Raw genomic sequence first — 18,757 nt, 5'->3', positions numbered from 1 at the left:
GCAGATCGCGAGTGCGAATTTGTCTATTGCCATGGCAAAAGTGCAAAGCTAGCATCCGACTCCTGCACCCCCAATCTGGAGACAAAGTACATGGACGCCACCACCACGCCCGCCACGAAGATCGCCACCGTCAAGCTGCTCATCGGCGGCAAGTTCGTCGAATCGAAGACCACCGAGTGGCGCGACATCGTCAATCCGGCCACGCAGGAAGTGCTCGCCAAGGTGCCTTTCGCCACGCCGGCCGAAGTCGACGCCGCCGTGGATTCCGCCAAGGAAGCCTTCAAGACCTGGCGCAAGACGCCCATCGGCGCGCGCGCCCGCATCTTCCTGAAGTACCAGCAACTCATTCGCGAGAACATGGCCGAGCTGGCCGCGATCCTGACCGCGGAACAGGGCAAGACCTTGCCCGATGCCGAGGGCGACGTGTTCCGCGGGCTCGAAGTCGTCGAACACGCGGCCGCCATCGGCAACCTGCAACTCGGCGAGCTGGCCAACAACGTCGCCAATGGCGTCGACACCTACACACTGCTGCAGCCACTCGGAGTGTGCGCCGGCATCACGCCGTTCAACTTCCCGGCCATGATCCCGCTGTGGATGTTCCCGATGGCGATCGTCACGGGCAACACCTTCGTGCTCAAGCCTTCCGAGCAGGACCCGATGGTCACGATGCGCCTGTGCGAACTCGCGCTCGAAGCCGGCATCCCGGCCGGTGTGCTCAACGTGGTGCACGGCGGCGAGGCGGTGGTCAATGCGATCTGCGATCACAAGGACATCAAGGCGATCTCCTTTGTCGGGTCGACCAAGGTCGGCACGCACGTCTACAACCGCGCCACGCTGGCCGGCAAGCGCGTGCAATGCATGATGGGCGCGAAGAACCACGCCATCGTGATGCCCGACGCCAACAAGGAGCAGACGCTCAACGCATTGGCCGGTGCGAGCTTCGGCGCCGCGGGCCAGCGCTGCATGGCCGTGTCGGTCGCGGTGCTGGTGGGCGATGCGCAGAAGTGGGTGCCGGACCTGGTCGAGAAGGCCAAGACGCTGAAGGTCGGCGCCGGCACCGAGAAGGGCGTGGATGTCGGCCCGCTGGTGTCCTGTGCAGCCTACGATCGCGTGAATGGCCTGATCGAACGCGGCGTGGCCGATGGCGCGACGCTGGCACTCGATGGCCGCAAGCCCACCGTGCCCGGCTACGAGAAGGGCAACTTCGTCGGCCCGACGGTGTTCGCCGACGTCAAGCCCGGCATGAGCATCTACGACCAGGAAATCTTCGGCCCGGTGCTGTGCCTGGCGAACGCGGCGGACATCGACGAGGCCATCGAGCTCATCAATGCCAACCCGAACGGCAACGGCACCGCCATCTTCACGCAATCGGGTGCGGCGGCGCGTCGCTTCCAGGAAGACATCGACGTGGGGCAGGTGGGCATCAACGTGCCGATCCCGGTGCCGGTTCCGATGTTCTCGTTCACCGGCTCGCGTGCGTCGAAGCTCGGCGACCTGGGGCCGTACGGCAAGCAGGTCATCATGTTCTACACGCAGACGAAGACCGTGACCGAGCGCTGGTTCGACGACAGCACGGTCTCGCACGGCGTCAACACCACCATCAGCTTGAAGTGACGCTCTCCCCCAGCCTCGCCCACTGCGTGTGGCTCGGGCACCCCCTCTCCGGGGGCAATCCCGGTGGACCGGCGGAGCCGGATCCACGGGATTTCTCGGATTCGTCCATTCGCTAAGCTGGCAGCTATGGAATTTGAACTTTCGGAAGAACAGCGGGCATTTGCGCAAACGGCGCGCGAGTTCGCGCAGGCCGAGTTCGCGCCGCATGCTGCACAGTGGGACGCGGAGGCGATCTTTCCCAAGGAGGCGATCGCCAAGGCGGGCGAGCTTGGTTTCTGCGGACTCTATGCGCCGGAAAGCATCGAGGGGCTGGCGCTGCCGCGGCTCGATGCAACGCTGGTGTTCGAGGAGTTGGCGGCGGTCGATCCTTCGACCACGGCCTTCATCACGATCCACAACATGGCGACGTGGATGCTCGGCACCTGGGGCGGACCGGCCGTGCGCGAGCGCTGGGGCGCGGACCTGACAAGTGGTCGGAAGCTGGCTTCCTATTGCCTCACCGAACCGGGCGCCGGGTCGGACGCCGGGTCGCTCAAGACGCGGGCGGAACTGCAGGGCGGTGAATACGTCATCAACGGCGGCAAGGCCTTCATCTCCGGGGCCGGTTCGACCGACGTGCTGGTGCTGATGGCGCGCACCGGCGGTGGTGGGGCGAAGGGCATCTCGGCGCTGGCTGTGCCGGCGGACGCGCCGGGCATCAGCTACGGCAAGAAGGAACACAAGATGGGCTGGAACAGCCAGCCCACGCGTACCATCAATTTCGACAACGTCCGCGTGCCTGCCGGAAATCTGCTGGGCAGCGAAGGCGAGGGCTTCCGCATCGCGATGAAGGGACTCGACGGCGGGCGCATCAACATCGCGACGTGTTCGGTGGGTGCGGCGCAAGGTGCGCTCGATGCGGCGCGGCGCTACCTGCACGAGCGCCAGCAATTCGGCAAGCCGCTGGCGAGCTTCCAGGCCCTGCAATTCAAGCTGGCGGACATGGCGACCGAACTGGTCGCGGCGCGCCAGATGGTGCGCCTCGCCGCGAGCAAGCTCGACGCCGGCCATGCGGACGCGAGCACGTATTGCGCAATGGCCAAGCGGTTCGCCACCGATGCCGGCTTCACCGTGTGCAACGAAGCGCTGCAACTGCACGGCGGCTACGGCTACCTGAGCGAATTCCCGCTGGAGCGGCTGGTGCGGGATGCGCGCGTGCACCAGATCCTCGAAGGCACCAACGAAATCATGCGCGTGATCGTCGCCCGCAAGCTGCTTGAAGGCGATGCCGACATTCGATGAACCCTCAAGAACCAATGACAGAACCCGTCGTCCTTTTCAAGGAAATCAAGGCCTCCAACGGCAAACGCTTCGGCGTCGCGACCCTCAATGCGCCAGCTTCGCTGAATTCGCTCGCGGTCGCGATGGTGCGGCTGCTCATCCCCCAGTTGCGTGAATGGGCGCAGGACGCGGGCATCGTCGGCGTGCTGATGGATGCGAGCGGCGAAAAAGCCTTCTGCGCCGGAGGTGATCTGCGTCAGCTCTACCAGACACTGCTCGACTGCGGACCGGAGCGCAATACCTACGCCGAGAGCTTCTTCAGCGAGGAGTACGAACTCGACCACCTGATCCACACCTTTCCGAAGCCCTTCCTGTGCTGGGCCCATGGCATCGTGATGGGCGGAGGTGTCGGCCTCATGGCGGGTGCTTCGCATCGCGTGGTGACCCTGCAAAGCCGCGTTGCGATGCCGGAGATCAACATCGGGCTCTATCCGGACGTGGGCGGCAGCTGGTTCCTGCGGCGTGCGCCTGGGCGGGTCGGCCTGTTCCTCGCGCTCACCGCTGCGCCGCTCAATGCGGCCGACACGATCTTCTGCGGCCTGGCCGACATCGCGGTGCCGCAGGAGCGAAAGTCGCAGGTCCTCGAGTCCATCGCTGCCCATGCATGGAAGGGCGAGGCCAAGGCCGATCGTGCCGCGCTGTCGCGCTTCCTTGCGGAGGCCGGCGTGGGCGCGGAAAAGCAGTCGTCGAAGCTGCGTGAGCATTTCGACACCATCAACGAACTGATGGCTGGCGACGATCTTCTCGACATCGCGAAGCGTCTGCGGGACCTGAAGTCCGACGATGCATGGTTGCAGACGGCTGCCACGACTTTCACCAAGGGCGCGCCCAGTTCGGCCGCCTTGTCGTTCGAACTCTGGCAACGCGTGCTGCGCATGTCGCTGGCCGAGGTGTTCCGGCTCGAGTACTGGGCGTCGCTCGGCTTTTGCGCACACAAGGATTTCGCTGAAGGGATTCGCGCATTGCTGATCGAGAAGGACCGCAATCCGCGCTGGAACCCCGCGACGCTCGAAGAGATCACGCCCGCGTTCGTCGACGACCACCTGCGCGTGCGAGTCGAAGGCCCGCATCCACTGGCGGCGCTGGTCTGACCCTTTCAACAATCCGAGCAACCATGCAACTACCCCAGGAATCCCACGGAACCGGCTTCGCCGGGCCGTAGGGATTGCCCCCTGCAAGGGGGTGTCCGAGCCACACGAAGTGGGCGAGGCTGGGGGTCACAGGAGACTTTTATGAAGATCGCGTTTATCGGCCTTGGCAACATGGGCGGCCCGATGGCCCTGAACCTGCAGAAGGCCGGCCATGCAGTCACCGCCTTCGACCTGTCGGCCGACGCCTGCAGGAAACTGGGCGCGGAAGGCCTGGGCATCGCGAAGTCGGCGGTCGACACGCTCACCGGCGCCGAAGTGATGATCAGCATGCTGCCAGCCAGCCAGCATGTCGAGGCGCTCTACCTCGGCAGCGATGGCAAGCCGGGGTTGCTCGAAAGCATTCCCGCCGGCACGCTCGTGATCGACAGCAGCACCATCGCCGCCGCGACCTCGCGCAAGGTGGCGGAAGCGGGTGCGAAGCGTGGTGTGGCGGTGATCGACGCGCCCGTGTCGGGCGGCACCGGCGGCGCGATGGCGGGCACCTTGACATTCATGGTGGGCGGCTCGGAGGCCGACCTGGAACGCGCGCGACCCGTGCTCGAAAAGATGGGCGCAAACATCTTCCACGCCGGCGGCGCCGGCGCGGGCCAGACAGCGAAGATCTGCAACAACATGCTGCTCGGCATCCTGATGATCGGTACGTCCGAGGCCATTGCGCTGGGCGTCGCCAACGGGCTCGATCCCAAGGTGCTGTCCGAGATCATGCGGCGCAGTTCGGGTGGCAACTGGGCGCTCGAAAAGTACAACCCGCTGCCGGGCGTCATGGAGACGGCGCCGGCCTCCAAAGGCTACGCCGGTGGCTTCGGCACCGACCTGATGCTCAAGGACCTGGGGCTTGCGCAGGAGAACGCGGCAGCCGTGCGCGCAGCCACGCCGCTCGGTGGGCTCGCGCGCAATCTCTATGCGGCGCACAGCCTTGCGGGGCATGGGGCGCTCGACTTCTCGAGCGTGATCAAGCTCGTTCAGCGCAAGTCGGACTGACGAGCCGGTTCGCACGCCCGGCGCAGGGCGTCAGTTCGCGCGTCGCGTGTTGTGTTGAATACCGCGGTCAGCAGGCTCTGCCAATCGGAGCCCTCGGGGCGCCGCGCGAGCACGGTGTTCAATCGCCCATCGATCAGCAGCATCGCGAAGCCGTGCACCAGCGACCATGCGGCAACCATGGTCGCGCCCTGGTCCGGTGTGATGGGCGCCGCCGTTTCGTGCGCGAGGCCGAGGCGATCCGCGGCAGCGCCGGCCAGTGCCTGGCGCGCCTGCTCGATCGCCTCGCGCAGGGTGGGCCGGTCCATGTCGAGCCTTTCGCCGCGGAACATGAGCAGGAACATCGCAGGATGCGCGCGTGCGAAGGCGACATAGGCGTGGCCGATGGCATCGAATCGTTCTGGCGAAGCGGAAGCGTGCCCGACGGCGGCGGCTCGCAGTGCCTCGGCGAACTGGCGAAAGCCCACTGCGGCCAGTTCGCTCAACAGGCCGGTGAGGTCGCCGAAGTGGTTCTTCGGTGCTGCATGTGACACGCCGGCCGCGCGCGCCGCGGCCCGCAGTGTGAGGCCTTCCAGTCCCTGGCTTTCGAGAATATCCTGCGACGCTGCGAGAAGCGTGGCATGCAGCGCGCCGTGGTGATAGGGCGCGGTAACGGGCTTGCGCCGACTGCGAGGCGCCGGCGCGGCGTGGCGCGGGGTCCTGGACGATGCTGGCATGGCGGGGAGGCGGCGGAGGCTTGATATTGACGGCGTCAATTTTACTTGACTTCGCGTTCGAAGCGTTTTCCAATGGACTTGTTGACAGCGTCAATATCAACCCGAGGAACCTTGCCATGACCGAGGAAAAACCACGCAGGCGCGTGAACGGAACTCCCATCAGCTTCGAAGCCGAGGCTGCCTTCCTGCCCGTGGTGGGTGAACTGCCCGCCGGCCTGAACGGCACGCTGCTCCGCAACGGGCCCAATCCGCAGTTCCCGAGTGCCGATGCGCACCTGTTCGGCGGCGATGGCATGTTGCATGCCTTCGAACTGTCGAATGGCCGCGCAAGCTACCGGAATCGCTGGGTCCGCACGGCCCACTGGAAAGCCGAGCGCCAGGCCGGTCGCCGCCTGTTCGACGGCTTCGGCCGCGCCAGGGAGGGGGACAGCGCAGCCGCGGAGGTGGCGGATGAGGGCGTGGCCAATACGCACATCGTGTGGCACGCGGGCCGGCTGCTGGCGCTGGAGGAAGCGCATCTGCCCATCGAGATCGAACCCGGCACGCTGGCCACGCGGGGTCCCGTCGATTTCGGCGGCGGCTTGCATGGCCCCTTCACTGCGCACCCGAAGACCGACCCCGCGACCGGCGAATTGATCTTCTTCGGCTACGGCACGACAGGGCCGCTGTCCAGCGGCATGACCTACGGCACGATCGACGCGGATGGCCGGGTGACGCGATTCGATCGATTCGAGGCGCCCTACGCGAGCATGGTGCACGACTTCGCCGTGACCGAGCGCCATGTGCTGTTTCCCGTGTTGCCGCTCTCGGCCAGCATGACCCGCGCGCAGCGCGGCCAGCCGCCCTTTGCGTGGGAGCCTGCACTGGGTGCTCGCGTCGGTGTGATGCCACGCCAGGGGCGGATCGAGGACATCCGCTGGTTCGAAGGCGAGGCGGGCTATGTCTTCCACGTGATGAACGCGTGGGAAGAGTCGGACGCCAATGGCGGCCAGCGCATCGTGGCCGACGTGATGCGCTACGACGAACCGCCGCTGTTTCCCTATCCCGACGGCCGGCTGACCGATCCTCTGCGCAGCGTTGCCCGTCTGTGCCGGTGGACTTTCGATCTCGCAACGGGCACGACCCGCTTCCAGCAGCAGCCGCTGGACGACCTGGCCGGCGAGTTTCCCCGCATCGACGATCGGCGCGCCGGATTGCCTTATCGCCACGGCTGGTATGCCTGCCAGCGCGAAGCCGTTTATGGCGCTGGCAACGAAGGGCTGGCGCACTTCGACGCTGTGACGGGTCGGCGCACGCTGCACTACCTGCCGCCCGGAGACCGCGTATCGGAGCCAGTATTCGTGCCGCGCGCGCCGGACGCGCCAGAGGGTGAGGGCTGGCTGCTTGCGACGGCCTATCGTGCCGCCGAATGCCGAAGCGACTTGGTCGTGTTCGATGCACAGGCCCTGGCCGATGGGCCGGTCGCCACTGTGCAGCTTTCGCATCGGGTGCCGTCCGGGTTTCACGGAAGCTGGCTGCCCGCTGGGCGCTGAACGCCACACCCCAACAGGAGAGATCCGTGAACATGCTGATGAGCTTCTCGCCCTTCATCGCCTTTGCGCTCTTGTCGAGGTACTTGCCGGTGACGGCCGCACTGCTCGTCGGCGCCGCCGTCGCCGTTGCACTGATCGTGCGTGATCGCGTGCATCACGGGCGCAGCGTCAAGATCCTGGAGGTGGGGACCGCGCTTCTTTTCGGCGGCCTTGCCTTGTTCGTGCTCGCGACCGGCGGCGCGTGGAGCATCGTCGAGGTCAGATTCGCCGTCGACGCGGGGCTGCTCCTCATCGTGGTGATCTCCATGCTGCTTCGTCGGCCCTTCACGCTGCAGTACGCCCGCGAGCGCGTGTCGCCCGAGGTGGCAGCGTTGCCGCAGTTCGCGGTAGTGAACTATGTGCTCACGGGTGTCTGGGCGCTCGCATTCCTGGCGATGACGATGGCCGACTTCGTGATGGCCCGCATGCCTGCGGTCCCTCTTTGGATCGGCGTGGCGGTCACGGTGGCCGCCATCGCAGGCGCGGCCTGGTTCACCGGCTGGTATCCGGAGCGGCGACGCCGCCAGGCGGAAGCTGCGGGTCGCATCATCGCCTAGAGGGACGCGAGGCGTTGGCGCAGATCAATAGCCCAACGTCGGATTGCGTCGAGCCTCGTCGCGTCGGCGCTCCTCCCGCACGAGATTGCAGCGGGGGTGCCGGGTGTATTCCGGCTTGTCGCAATGCGCGGCTTCGCACCGGGCCGCAAAGATAAAGTTGAGGGTTTCGCAACCGGTCCGCGGGTCGAGCGCCAGCGGACGCGCCGGCGCCGTGGCAACGCGCGGCGATTGCCTGTGCTCTGGCGTTGATTGCGGCGCGGGCGCTATCGCTGGCCGCGCCGCCGCGGGCGCCGGACCAGGCGGAACTTCCACCTCTCCTGCGGCCAGTGAGTTGCCGAGTGGCACGGGGTCCACCGCCTTCCGTACTTCCTGAACCTCGGGCCGCGTCGCAGCGGCCACTGCCGGCGGGGTGGGCCGGGCCGGCTGCGGCGCCACGACCTTTGCTGTCTCCGGTGGACGGGAGGGCACCTTGCGCGTCACATAGACAAACCACCCGAAGAAGCCGATCGCTATGACAAGTATCAGCAGGCCGATGTGGATCCAGAACCTGCGCATCTCATCGGACAGGATGATGCGGCCGGGTCCTTCCAGGACGCCGGCGCCCGAAGGAGCAGTGCCAGGCCTCCTTGGCCTGATCGAATCCAGCAGGGACGGGCCGGTCGCTTCGAAGCCGGGCAACTTGCGCGCACAGCCGTGACAAAACTTCGCTGCGTCGCGATTCTCGGTGTGGCAGACAGCGCAGATCACCGGCATTCATAGCTCTCCAGGCGCGTGAAAACGCGATTCTCGAATATGCGCATTTCGATAGCGTGATGTCTGCCAGTCGCCTCCTACTTTTGCGCCCAAATGCCAGTTTTGCCCGGTAAGAGACGGGGCCGGTGATCTTCCAGAAGTTTCGCGCTCGGGCGGTTGTGCTTTCCTGTTTCCTATTGCCGCTGCGTTTCATAAAGTCGACCTCATAGGCCGATTTGGCTTTCGATCATCGCGACAGCGATCGCCGGCACCACGCCGGGCACGGGCAGGACTGCCCTCGCATCTCGAATCAACAAGGAATTTCAATGGCGGCAGTGATGGCCCAGGAAGACGAGCTCGTGACAGCGCAGCCCACGATGGACGATGAAGAAGATCAGGACGTTTTTCTGGCGGCAGTGCAGTGGCTGTGCGCACACCATGGGGTGCCGCTGAGCGAGCCTGCGCTGCAGGCCGGCATCGATGCGGGGTGGGTGAGCCGGGACGTGGGCGGACTGCTGTCGTACCTGTACGGCGGCCAGGCGCTGCTGGCGAATCCGAGAGACGCTAGCTGCTGTCCTGATGGACCGCAACGATATCGAATAGAACTTAGCGCTGTCGTTGAGGGGCACAATCCGCGTCCTCTAAGCAATGGACCAGCAACAGGGTTCTAACGGAAAGCGCGGACGTTATGGATGTCAATGCCAACAAGACAGTCCTCGTAGTGAGTCACAACGGAAAGAGTGTGGAACGTCCGTTGGGCAACGAAGTGGGCGAAGGGCCACTCAAGATCTCAGTCGAGCCGGACACCAGGTACTTGCTGCGAAACAGTAACGACGCGGGGCCCGAGAACTTGACAGTGAACCGGCTGGGCGAAGACCTTCAAGTCACATTGGAAGGTGAGTCCCAGCCTTCGCTGATTCTTGCCAGCTATTTCTCGACGGAGTCTGAATCCGCGGGACTCTTCGGTGCCGCCGAAGACGGTCAATTGCATCCCTATGTCCGTACCGATGCGGATGGCGAAATCTTCACATTGGCCGAAGGCCAGCTGACGCCGGCGGTCCTTGGAAGCGATGCTGCAGATGTTGGCGATCTGCATCCAACGACTGCGACTGCAGCTGCACCCGCGATTGCCAGCGCCGATGAAGGCAATGGCATCTTTACCCCATTGCTCATTCTCGGCGGCTTGGCGGGTGTCGGTATCGCGAGTTCGCACGGCAGTGGATCCGACTCCTCTGCGGCCCTTCCAGTTCATGCTCCTTCAACTGCGTCCGTCAAGCCGGAGGCCGATGGGGGCGCGCACGCTGTCGTGGTCAACGTCAAGTCCGTTCCGGATGCAGGAGTGGCAACCATCGTCGGAGTCGAGGATGACACGGGCAATGCCAAAAGACTGATCGCGTCGGGTGAAGCGACCGACGATAGCCGTCCGGTACTCGAGGGGACTGCCAGTCCAGGCCACACAGCGGTCATCACGGTCGACGACGCGGCCGGAAGCCATGAACTCGGCCGGGCCGAGGTCAGCGCGGACGGCACCTGGACGCTGCACGTCGACGCACCGCTGAAGGCGGGCCTGAATGAATTCCACGTTTACATGATCGATTTGTCCGGTGTCCGCAGCGACAACGTCGGTGCGGCCCAGGGCTACGCTGTGTGGGTGGATCCGGCCGGCACAGGGTCGCAGACCGCAACAAGCGCTGATGTGTCGCACTCGCACGCATCCGCTATCGAACCGAGCGGATTGCTGTTTGACACCGGCAATCACGAGATCGACCTTTCCAGGCTGGATCTGCCAACGAAACCAGTCGTGCCAACTTCCGCGATCGACGGCGCAGCGCCTTCTCTGTCGATTGAAACCGTCGCTTCGCAGACTGGCCACGGCCACATCGCACCGACGACGGATGTGGCTTCACTGCTGATCGACGACAAGAGCCATCACACCATCCTGTAGGCAGGCCACAGCCGTTCGCCAGCGAAGTTCCCAACCAGATGAATGATCGATCGAAAGACTCAGGGGGAAATCCGTCCATGACGTCATCAAGATCAGAGCGCTCGTGTTCGCGCCTTGCGGCACCAACGACTCGGCGCGCAATCCCATCGGCAACGTGCAGGTAACCACGCCCGTGTACGACTGGGGCCGCATCAGCCGCACGGTGGAGAGCCGCACCGAGACCGCCAAGGCGGCGCAGGAGCAGATGCTGCAGGTGCGCCAGCAGGTGGCCTACGACACGGTCAACGGGCTGATCGAGCTGCAACGCAACCAGCAGGCGCTGGCGATCAGCGACGCCTACGTGGCGCGCATGAGCGAGCTGGTGGACATGCTTGCGGAGATCGTCAAGGTCGATCGCGGCCGCGACAGCGAATTGGTGCAGGCGCGCGGGCGTCGCCTGCAGGCCCAGGCCAGCCGCGACCTGGTCGTGGCCAGGCAGCGCGAGGTGCAGATCAGCCTGGCCAAGCTGGTCGGCGAAGAGGTCAGGCTGCCCGCGCAGCTGGCATGGAACGCGCCCGTGCTGGACGTGAAGGAGGCGTTGCTCGCAGCGCCCGATCACCCCTCGCTGCGCCAGGCGAGGGCAGAGGCGAAGGCGGCGGACCTGTACGCGCAGTCGGTGCACGCCTCGCGGCTGCCGCAGCTCAACTGGGTGATCTCCAAGACCACGCAGCAGGACGCCTACGGCAACGTGCAGCCCTGGGCGACCGGGCTGTCGGTGCAGTGGACGGCCTTCCAGGGCGGCTCCGGGCAGGCGGCGGAGCGGGCGGCCTTCGGTCGGGCGCAGGCCAGCCAGGACAAGGCGGCGGTGGCCACGCGCGACCTGGAGTACCGGCTTCGCACCTCGGCGCAGCAGCGCGATGCGGCTCTCGGCAGGGCCGAGGACTACACGCCCCTGATCAAGGACTCCGACCGGGTGCGCAAGATCTTCTTCGAGCAGTGGTACCACCTCGGGAGGCGCACGCTGCTGGACGTGCTCATCGCCGAGGGCGAGCTCTACAACAACCAGATCGCGCAGGTCAACAGCCGCTCTGACGGAGAAGCCGCCGACCTGCGCATGCGTGCCGACGCGGCCTTGTTGCTGCCCTGGGTGTTCGGCAACCGCGAAGCCATGAACCAGTAGTCCTCCACAGGCCGGTTCATCCCCCCGCCGGAGGATCGACATGGCGCACGAAACGGCGCAAGGTACGCCTTTCGCTCACGCGCCGGAGAATTTGTGGACCAAGCGGCTCCCCACGATCGATCGCCACGACAGCCGGCCTCGTTCTCCTGGATCGATGCGCTCGCGATCTGGCTTCGCAAGCTCTGGCCCGGATGGCGGAACGGCGTCGTGGCCCCGCCCCTGGCCCCTCCGCCCCTGAATCCCCTGAACCCGGCCAACTTCGTCGGAAGCTTCACGCCGAGTTCGACACCGGTCGTCAATGGCGGGCAGGCCACCTACGAAGGCGCGATGTTCGTCACGACACTGCAGATGGGCCTCGTCAACGCCGCATTGCCGCCGGGATTGAGCCTCGCCGAGCACGCCGACCCCGGCGCGACACGGCATCCGGTGATCCTCATGCTCGGCAAGCAGGGCGACCTGTGCTGGGTGCGCAACGGCGCGCCGATCAAGGCCGGCATTCCGCCCTACACCGAACTGATCCTGCTGATCCCCTATACCGTTCGCAGTTCGGGCTCGAAGTGGCACAACTATGCCGTGCGCATGTACCTCGACAACCTGAATGCCGTCGTGGTCGGCGACGCGGTCTACGCCTACGCGAAGCAGTTGGCCTCTTTCGCAATTCAGTCCACGAAGACGAAGGTGCTTCAGTTCGGCGCACCGGTCTTCGAATGCGACGTCCAGTCCACCGGTCCCTCAGTCAGTGGTGCCCCTGGCTCGCCACTGCCTGCAGGGTTCGTGGAGCTCCAGCAAATATTCCAGATGCCGCTCGTCGGATTTTTCGACAGCAGTCCACCCGTGCCATTTCCACCGCCCAACTTTCCGTTCAGTTGCTCGTACTTCGAGTGGGACTACACCAACGCGCAAGTGGCACCCGCGAACAGCCTTTTCACCTTCGTTCAGCAATTCAAGCCGGGCATGCAAGGCTGGGTGGCGCTGGGACAGCTCGCCAACATGCCGAATGGCGCGTTCAGGCTCAGTGGCTTGCGCTGGCGCCTTTCCTCTGAACTGCCCCCCTGGCTTCCCAACCAGCCGCCGGCCTGCAACTTCTCCTGACGACATGGGATAGACAGCGCCGAACGCTGCAGCCTGCGTAGACTCGCACGCCTACGCACATTCTCCGAACCCGGATCCCCTCATGAATCGATCGACCCTGTCCGCCCTCTGGGCGGCACTCGCACTGGCATTTGTCCAACCCGCGCCCGCCGACACGCTCAAGAAACCCGAGCTCGACAAGCTCGCCGCTGCCCAGCAGGCCGCTCCCTCGACCAGCTTTCGTGCTTTCCTCGCCCAGGCGGCGAAGGCGAATCCAGGCCTCAAGGCCACCGTCGCGGCGTACGAACGAAAGGCGCCGCTCACCGGCGACGACCTCACCAACATCAGCCGGCTGCTTGGCCTCTACAACCGCCTGCACAACCAGAAGGCGGTGCTCGCGTCCCTGGAAGCGATGGTGGCGATACCGACGGTGCGCGATGACAAGATCCCGCCGTACGAGAGCAAGCCGATCATCGAGTTCGGCCAGCTCGTCGAGAAAATGGCCAGGGACTTCGGCCTCCAGTACCGCAACGTCGACAACCGCATCTTCGAAGTCAAGCTGCCGGGCCGCGGCAAGGAGGAGTTCGGCATCCTGACCCATGCCGACGTCGTCCCTGTCGTCGCGGACGAATGGGTGCTCGACGATGGTACGAAGCTCGACCCCTTCAAGATGACGCGCGTGGGCGACTACCTCTACGGCCGCGGCACCATCGACGACAAGGGTTCCATCGCGGCGGTCCTCTACGCGATGAAGACCGTGAAGGAGAGCGGCTTGCCGCTCGACCGCACCATCCGCCTCATGATCGAAACGACCGAGGAAGGGAGCGGTGATGGCATGAAGTACTACCGGGCCAAGACGCCACTGCCCGAGTACAACATCGTGCTCGACAGCAAGTACCCGGCAGTCGTTGCCGAAAAGGGCACGGGCGCCCTGAAGGTCTTCTTCCCGGTCGATGCAGCGGAAGGCAGCAATACCGCGCGCACGTACATCACCGCAATGACCGCCTCGGCCTCGGCCAATGCGATCCCGCAGACGGCCACGGCCACGTTGAAAGGCGGTGACCTCAACCAGCTCGCCGCGCGGCTGGAATTCGCGAAGATGCCCTTCCTTCAGAAGTACGAGAGCCAGGGCGGCAAGTTCGGCATCGACGTAGTTAAACAGACCGACAGCGTCGAGGTGAAAGTCACCGGCGTGTCCGCACACGGCTCGCGGCCGGAAGAGGGCGTCAACCCCCTGCCGAGACTCGCGCTGTTCCTGCAGGAGTCCGCCACGGTGACGGGCGGCAACCAGTACAGCAAGGCCGTCAAGTACCTCAACGATCTCTACGGCACCGGCTATCTCGGCGAGAAGATGGAGCTGGGCTACAAGGACGAGTTCATGGGCCCGCTGACGATGTCGCCGACCCTCGTTCGCGAGAAGGACGGCAAGCTCGAAGTCACCGCCAATGTGCGCATGCCGCGCGGCAACTCGCCGGAGAAGCTCACGCAGGCCGTCAACGAGAAGATCAACGCGTGGGCGGCCGCCAACCAGGCGAAGATCGAGATCGACTACCAGCAGGGCGACTGGATGGCGCGCGACCCCAAGGGCGCCTGGCTCGCGACGCTGCTCAACATCTTCGGCGACACCACGGGCCTCGAAGCCAAGCCCGTGCCGACCGCGGGCAGCACCACCGCGAAGCTGATGCCCAACGCCATCAACTTCGGTCCCGCCATGCCGGGCAAGAAATACACGGCGCACAACGCGAAGGAATTCAAGGAAGTGGTCGACCTCGACGCGGACATGCAGATGTTCACCGAGATGCTGGTGCGCATCGGCAATCTGGACAAGATGCAGTAGGCGGTCCTGGGCGGGCGCGCGGCGGGCCGCTCGCGGCCCGGCGGCCATCAACCCGATTTGCCGCGACTCGTCTTCTTCTCGGCGCGCGGCGTGTCCGTCTGGCCCAGTGCGATGGCGCCATGCAGCTGCTCGAGACCCAGCAGCGCGTCGACGTATGAGACGAACCGGTTGAGATATTCGGGCGAGATGTCACGCATCAACTGGAGCGAGCGATGCACGAGATGATGGGAGTTGAGCGGGCCGGCATTCTGCGGCACCGTCGCCAATGACTGCGTGAGGCGTCGTTCAGCGCTGAGCCGCGACCAGGTGCTTCTGAAATGCGTGAGCGTCTTCAACTCGTCCCTGGCCGCTGGCGCGTCATCGATGGATGACGCTTGCCTTGCGATGTGATCGACGAGCGCGCCGAGCGCCCCACGCTGTGGGCTCCTGTCCTGTTTCGCGGCGCTTGCCTCGGCGCCGCGGGCTTTCTCGAGATCGTCGCCATAGGCTGCGAGCAGCGCCGATACCTTGTCGTCCAGAATGCGCCGCGCTTCGCCGCGATGGGTGGCAGCCCGGCCGGCCAATGCCTCGATGAAGCGAAAGCGCACAGGGTGGAAGCGATGGTCGCCACGGGCGCGCCATGCCTCGATCACCGCGCCGGCTTCGCCTCCCATGTCGTTACTCACGGGACTTCACGATCGCGTTGGATGGCCTCGGCGTGGGCGCCATTTCCACGCGCCGGTTCTTCGATCGGCCATCGGCATCGGCATTCGACGCCACGGCCTGCTCGGAACCGAATGCGGCCGCGAAGACCGAAGACGACGGAATGCCTTCCTCGATCAACGCACGGGTCACCGTCAGGGCGCGCTGCGCCGACAGTTCCCAGTTGTCTGCGAACTGGCGATTGCCTCCGCGCACCTGACGGTCGTCGGTGAAGCCGCTCACCATCAGGATCTCCTCGCGCGCCTGCAGGTAGGCGGTCAGGGGGGCGGTCAGGGTCTTCAGCAGTTGGCGGCCTTCAGGCTGCAACTCTGCGGAATTGACTGCGAACAGCACGCTGCCGCTGATGCCGATGCGCCCGTTGTTCAGCGTCACCCGGCCTGCGGCCAACGGTCCCGCCAGCGCCTTCTCCAGTGCCTGCAGCCGCTGCGCGGCTTCCTGCCGCTGCCTGATCTCGGCCTCCAGCTTCGTCGTGAGGTCGAGCTGCATGCCGACCACGCAGACAAGGATCAGCACGAAGGCCCCCAGCAGCCCCGACATCAGGTCGCCGAAGACGGCCCATACCGGCACCGTCGGCTCCACGCCGGCGTCGAGATCCTCCGTCATCACGCTTCGCTGCCTATGGCGGAGCGGTTGCTGGCGAGCTGCTGCAGGTCCTCGACGATCTGCTTCTGCGACATGATGCTCAGGTCGATGACTTCGCGCGCCTGCGCCACGTAGTAGTCCAGTTGCTCGTCGCTGCGCGCGATGGCCTTGCCGAGCGCGCCTTCGATGCGCTGCAGTTGCGTCACGAGCTTTTCGTTCGATTCGCTGAACAACTGCACGCCGAAGCCGAATGCCTCGCCCAGGCTCGCGACCTCGACGGCGCTGCCGGTCATCTGTGCGGCGGCTTCGGTCATCTTGCCGGTCTCGGCTTCGACCTTGTCGTTGAACTGCGTGCCGACACGCTCAAGCAGATCGGCCGACGCGCCGACCAGCGCATCGATTGCGGAGCGCTGCTCGGTGGAGGCGTGGTTCACGGCACCCAGCAGGGTCTCCAGCGTTTCGAGGATGCGGCTGCGCTCTTCCAGCATCGCGTTGTCGCGTGCCATGCTGTCGGACAGCTTCTGGCGCAGTTCGGCGATCACTTCGGCCGCGGCACGGGGCGCTTCGGAAGCGGCCTGCATGAGCTGGGCGATCTCGGCGATCGTGTTCTTTGCATGCGCTTCGTTCTGCGCCGAGATCTCGCGCGCGGTTTCGGCCAGCGTCTTGCAGATCGCTTGTTGCTGGCTCTCGGTGCGCGTGCCGGCCTCCTGCCATTCCTGCTGGAGCGAGGCGGCGACGGCTTCGAGTGCCTGGGTCCAGGCTGCAAGTCGTTGCGCGTCCCGCGATGCCATCTCGGTCTGAAGGCTCGCGTGCGCCTGGTCTACCGTGCGCAGGAGCGACACCGAATGCGCCTCGAAGGTGGCTGCCGCCGCTGCCAAGGCGCCCTGGGTGTCGGTCGCGAGCTTCCCGCTGACGCGCTCCTGCTGCGCCAGGGCCTCGTTCCACGTCCCCGACACATGCTCGACGGCGTTTTCCAGACGGGCAGAGACGTTGTCCACCAGCGATGCGGAGCGTCGCTCGAAGGTCTCGGCGAATTGACCGAGCGAAGCGCGCAAGTCCCTGGACAACGCCTCATTCGTGCCCTGCTGCCCGGCGAGCGCGGTCTTCCAGAGATCGGTGACAGTCGAGGTGCTGGCCTCGAAGCGGCTCGAGAGTCCATCCAGTTGCCGTTGCACGCTGTGCTCGACAGTGTCGTGCAGCGATGCGGTCTCACGCGCAATGCTGGCCATCGTCGCTTCGACGACGGGCTGGATCGTCGCGCTGGCCGCGCGGGCGCTTTCGGTCAGGCTCTCGTTCAACGATCGGCCAACGGAGGAAGCGAGGTTCGCATACACGGCCTCCGCCTTGCCGTGGAAGGTGTCCTGGCTGGCGATCAGGCGTTCGTTCAGGGCGTGGCTCTGTTGCTCGATGGTCGCCATCATGGCCTGCAGGCGATCGACCAATACCGGCATCAGCTGGCCTTGCTGCTGCAGCAGCTTGAAGGACTCCTCGCGCTGATGGGCCAGGGAGAACACGCGCAAGGTGGTCGCGATGCGGGTGTCGAGCATCTGCGCACTCTGCAGCCTGTCGCGGCGGCACAAGGCGGAGACCAGCCCCAGCATCGCCGATGCTGCGACGCCCGCGAGCGAGGTGCCGAATGCCACGCCGAGGCCCTTAACCGGAGCGGCCAGCGAGGCGCGCATGCCTTGCAGGTCCGATGCACTCTCGAGCGCCGTCCCGGTGCCATTCAAGGTGACCACCATGCCGAGAAAGGTGCCGAGCATGCCCAGCAGCACCAGCAGTCCCGCGAGGTAGGGCGTGAGCGCGGGGCCCGGCAGCGCGACGCGTTCACCCTCGACGCGCAGGCGCACGGCGTTGCGAAGGGAAGGGTGCAACTGCTCCAGCCACTGGCCCAGGCTCGTCGGGGCAGCGGGCATGTCCGATACCGCATGCGCCAAGGTGGCCGTGGCCTGGTGGAAGCGATGCAGTTCCAGTGCGCCCATCAGGTAGAACGCGCCGATCAGCACCGTGATGACCAGCGCCAGCGGGTTCGTGCCGATGTATCCGATGCCGACCCAGCAGACGGCCACGAGGCCGACGAGGAAGGCGGTGAAATGAAGAAATCTGCTCATGGGGCCTGGTTCACTCACTGACGCACGCGAAGGGCTTCGAGGAGCCCGTCGACCGGTTGAAATCGAATATCCAGTTCGGCGAGCAACACGCCCTGCATGTCCTTGCGGAACACGTCCAGCCACGCTTCGGGCTGGTGCCGGCCACCGGGCTCGTCAGGCGACGGCATGTCAGCCCGGGCAGCCTGGTCGGCCCTTCGCAGGCGACCGAAGTGCTTTTCGAGCAGTCCGGGCACTGTCGCCAGCAAGCGATGCTCGTGCTCGCCGAGCACCTGCTCTATCACGGCATCGACGGAAGCCAGACGCGCCATGGCGGGCGTTCCTGCTGCCAGCCGGGCCCTCAGGCGCAAGCGCAACGGGCCGATGCCTGCCTCCATCGCCTGCTGCCGGGAGAGGTAGCGCTGGCGGTACGGCGGAAAGTCCGGTGCCGGGTCCATGGGGGCGGCGATGGCATTCACCAGCGCTGCGCGCGCGCGGCTGCATTCGCCTTCTTCAGCGCTGAAGGCCGTTCGTGCGCCGGAGGACGCGGCGGGACTGCCGTCGAGCGCCCCTGCGAGCGAGATGGCGTCCGTCCAGCTGACCCATTGACTCAATCGGTCCGCAAAGGCCTGTTTGGATGGGGGGACGCTGGTTTCGGTCAGCCGAGCGAGCAATCGAACGAGCGCCGAGCCGGTGAAACCTGTGCGCCGTGACACTTGCACCATGCTGCCAATT

The 18,757-nt window shown here is 65.6% G+C and carries 17 protein-coding genes; 11 read left to right on the top strand and 6 right to left on the bottom strand.

The features are described 5' to 3' along the window. Positions 1 to 90: 90 nt before the first annotated feature. The 4 genes from ACSFBL_RS08700 to mmsB all read left to right on the top strand — a co-directional run bounded on the left by ACSFBL_RS08700 (position 91) and on the right by mmsB (position 5,066). On the top strand, positions 91 to 1,614 hold the full coding sequence (locus ACSFBL_RS08700; RefSeq protein ID WP_435515373.1) for a CoA-acylating methylmalonate-semialdehyde dehydrogenase: 1,524 nt from the start codon (positions 91 to 93) through the stop codon (positions 1,612 to 1,614). A gap of 126 nt (positions 1,615 to 1,740) precedes the next feature. Continuing rightward, entirely contained in the window at positions 1,741 to 2,895 is a 1,155-nt protein-coding gene (locus ACSFBL_RS08695; protein ID WP_435515372.1) for an acyl-CoA dehydrogenase family protein, read from the top strand. 14 nt (positions 2,896 to 2,909) lie between these two features. Next, positions 2,910 to 4,025 (top strand): enoyl-CoA hydratase/isomerase family protein, encoded by a 1,116-nt coding sequence (locus ACSFBL_RS08690; protein WP_435515371.1) that lies wholly within the window; start codon positions 2,910 to 2,912, stop codon positions 4,023 to 4,025. 141 nt (positions 4,026 to 4,166) lie between these two features. Further along, positions 4,167 to 5,066 (top strand): 3-hydroxyisobutyrate dehydrogenase, encoded by a 900-nt coding sequence (gene mmsB, locus ACSFBL_RS08685; protein ID WP_435515370.1) that lies wholly within the window; start codon positions 4,167 to 4,169, stop codon positions 5,064 to 5,066. On the opposite strand, the gene ACSFBL_RS08680 is transcribed toward mmsB, so the two are convergent. After that, the gene (locus ACSFBL_RS08680) at positions 5,048 to 5,779 is read right to left on the bottom strand and encodes a TetR/AcrR family transcriptional regulator (protein WP_435515369.1); all 732 of its coding nucleotides are present in this window, start codon (positions 5,777 to 5,779) and stop codon (positions 5,048 to 5,050) included. The genes mmsB and ACSFBL_RS08680 overlap by 19 nt on opposite strands. A 116-nt stretch (positions 5,780 to 5,895) precedes the next feature. Here ACSFBL_RS08680 and ACSFBL_RS08675 point away from each other — a divergent pair, with 116 nt between their 5' ends. Both ACSFBL_RS08675 and ACSFBL_RS08670 read left to right on the top strand, forming a co-directional pair. Then, positions 5,896 to 7,311 carry a carotenoid oxygenase family protein gene (locus ACSFBL_RS08675; protein WP_435515368.1) on the top strand — a complete coding sequence of 472 codons (1,416 nt, stop codon included), beginning with the start codon at positions 5,896 to 5,898 and terminating at the stop codon, positions 7,309 to 7,311. A gap of 32 nt (positions 7,312 to 7,343) precedes the next feature. Further along, positions 7,344 to 7,907: a hypothetical protein gene (locus ACSFBL_RS08670; protein WP_435515911.1), complete on the top strand. Its 564-nt coding sequence runs from the start codon at positions 7,344 to 7,346 to the stop codon at positions 7,905 to 7,907. A gap of 24 nt (positions 7,908 to 7,931) precedes the next feature. Here ACSFBL_RS08670 and ACSFBL_RS08665 read toward each other — a convergent pair whose 3' ends face one another. Continuing rightward, the gene (locus ACSFBL_RS08665; RefSeq protein WP_435515367.1) at positions 7,932 to 8,660 is read right to left on the bottom strand and encodes a hypothetical protein; all 729 of its coding nucleotides are present in this window, start codon (positions 8,658 to 8,660) and stop codon (positions 7,932 to 7,934) included. 305 nt (positions 8,661 to 8,965) lie between these two features. Between ACSFBL_RS08665 and ACSFBL_RS08660 the strand changes: the two genes are divergently transcribed. From ACSFBL_RS08660 to ACSFBL_RS08640, 5 genes are all read left to right on the top strand, one after another. Then, positions 8,966 to 9,310 carry a hypothetical protein gene (locus ACSFBL_RS08660; protein ID WP_435515366.1) on the top strand — a complete coding sequence of 115 codons (345 nt, stop codon included), beginning with the start codon at positions 8,966 to 8,968 and terminating at the stop codon, positions 9,308 to 9,310. Positions 9,311 to 9,327: 17 nt separating this feature from the next. Continuing rightward, complete coding sequence (locus ACSFBL_RS08655) at positions 9,328 to 10,584, top strand: Ig-like domain-containing protein (protein WP_435515365.1); 1,257 nt, start codon at positions 9,328 to 9,330, stop codon at positions 10,582 to 10,584. A gap of 103 nt (positions 10,585 to 10,687) precedes the next feature. Further along, positions 10,688 to 11,743: a TolC family protein gene (locus ACSFBL_RS08650; RefSeq protein WP_435515364.1), complete on the top strand. Its 1,056-nt coding sequence runs from the start codon at positions 10,688 to 10,690 to the stop codon at positions 11,741 to 11,743. A 93-nt stretch (positions 11,744 to 11,836) separates the two neighbouring features. Next, the gene (locus ACSFBL_RS08645) at positions 11,837 to 12,835 is read left to right on the top strand and encodes an acetoacetate decarboxylase family protein (protein ID WP_435515363.1); all 999 of its coding nucleotides are present in this window, start codon (positions 11,837 to 11,839) and stop codon (positions 12,833 to 12,835) included. Positions 12,836 to 12,917: 82 nt separating this feature from the next. Then, positions 12,918 to 14,651, top strand: a complete 1,734-nt coding sequence (locus tag ACSFBL_RS08640; RefSeq protein WP_435515362.1) for a dipeptidase — start codon at positions 12,918 to 12,920, stop codon at positions 14,649 to 14,651. 47 nt (positions 14,652 to 14,698) lie between these two features. Here ACSFBL_RS08640 and ACSFBL_RS08635 read toward each other — a convergent pair whose 3' ends face one another. The 4 genes from ACSFBL_RS08635 to ACSFBL_RS08620 are packed head-to-tail and all read right to left on the bottom strand — an operon-like array spanning position 14,699 to position 18,747. Next, positions 14,699 to 15,304 carry a DUF2894 domain-containing protein gene (locus ACSFBL_RS08635; RefSeq protein WP_435515910.1) on the bottom strand — a complete coding sequence of 202 codons (606 nt, stop codon included), beginning with the start codon at positions 15,302 to 15,304 and terminating at the stop codon, positions 14,699 to 14,701. Between the two features lie 4 nt (positions 15,305 to 15,308). Beyond that, on the bottom strand, positions 15,309 to 15,956 hold the full coding sequence (locus ACSFBL_RS08630) for an OmpA family protein (RefSeq protein ID WP_435515361.1): 648 nt from the start codon (positions 15,954 to 15,956) through the stop codon (positions 15,309 to 15,311). Continuing rightward, positions 15,956 to 18,046: a DUF802 domain-containing protein gene (locus ACSFBL_RS08625; protein ID WP_435515360.1), complete on the bottom strand. Its 2,091-nt coding sequence runs from the start codon at positions 18,044 to 18,046 to the stop codon at positions 15,956 to 15,958. The genes ACSFBL_RS08630 and ACSFBL_RS08625 overlap by 1 nt, the downstream gene beginning before the upstream one ends. 14 nt (positions 18,047 to 18,060) lie before the next feature. After that, positions 18,061 to 18,747, bottom strand: a complete 687-nt coding sequence (locus tag ACSFBL_RS08620) for a DUF3348 domain-containing protein (protein WP_435515359.1) — start codon at positions 18,745 to 18,747, stop codon at positions 18,061 to 18,063. Positions 18,748 to 18,757 lie beyond the last annotated feature (10 nt).

The organism is Variovorax glacialis (assembly GCF_051216375.1).
Classification (GTDB): Bacteria; Pseudomonadota; Gammaproteobacteria; order Burkholderiales; family Burkholderiaceae_C; genus Variovorax.
Note: the sequence above shows the minus strand (reverse complement) of the source record. Positions and strands in the feature narration are given on the sequence as shown.

Bases quoted from the DNA above. Each gene is read 5' to 3' on its own strand.
- ACSFBL_RS08700 (WP_435515373.1), top strand. From the start codon at position 91: ATGGACGCCACCACCACGCCCGCCACGAAGATCGCCACCGTCAAGCTG.
- ACSFBL_RS08695 (WP_435515372.1), top strand. From the start codon at position 1,741: ATGGAATTTGAACTTTCGGAAGAACAGCGGGCATTTGCGCAAACGGCG.
- ACSFBL_RS08690 (WP_435515371.1), top strand. From the start codon at position 2,910: ATGACAGAACCCGTCGTCCTTTTCAAGGAAATCAAGGCCTCCAACGGC.
- mmsB (WP_435515370.1), top strand. From the start codon at position 4,167: ATGAAGATCGCGTTTATCGGCCTTGGCAACATGGGCGGCCCGATGGCC.
- ACSFBL_RS08680 (WP_435515369.1), bottom strand. From the start codon at position 5,779: ATGCCAGCATCGTCCAGGACCCCGCGCCACGCCGCGCCGGCGCCTCGC.
- ACSFBL_RS08675 (WP_435515368.1), top strand. From the start codon at position 5,896: ATGACCGAGGAAAAACCACGCAGGCGCGTGAACGGAACTCCCATCAGC.
- ACSFBL_RS08670 (WP_435515911.1), top strand. From the start codon at position 7,344: ATGCTGATGAGCTTCTCGCCCTTCATCGCCTTTGCGCTCTTGTCGAGG.
- ACSFBL_RS08665 (WP_435515367.1), bottom strand. From the start codon at position 8,660: ATGCCGGTGATCTGCGCTGTCTGCCACACCGAGAATCGCGACGCAGCG.
- ACSFBL_RS08660 (WP_435515366.1), top strand. From the start codon at position 8,966: ATGGCGGCAGTGATGGCCCAGGAAGACGAGCTCGTGACAGCGCAGCCC.
- ACSFBL_RS08655 (WP_435515365.1), top strand. From the start codon at position 9,328: ATGGATGTCAATGCCAACAAGACAGTCCTCGTAGTGAGTCACAACGGA.
- ACSFBL_RS08640 (WP_435515362.1), top strand. From the start codon at position 12,918: ATGAATCGATCGACCCTGTCCGCCCTCTGGGCGGCACTCGCACTGGCA.
- ACSFBL_RS08635 (WP_435515910.1), bottom strand. From the start codon at position 15,304: ATGGGAGGCGAAGCCGGCGCGGTGATCGAGGCATGGCGCGCCCGTGGC.
- ACSFBL_RS08630 (WP_435515361.1), bottom strand. From the start codon at position 15,956: ATGACGGAGGATCTCGACGCCGGCGTGGAGCCGACGGTGCCGGTATGG.
- ACSFBL_RS08625 (WP_435515360.1), bottom strand. From the start codon at position 18,046: ATGAGCAGATTTCTTCATTTCACCGCCTTCCTCGTCGGCCTCGTGGCC.
- ACSFBL_RS08620 (WP_435515359.1), bottom strand. From the start codon at position 18,747: ATGGTGCAAGTGTCACGGCGCACAGGTTTCACCGGCTCGGCGCTCGTT.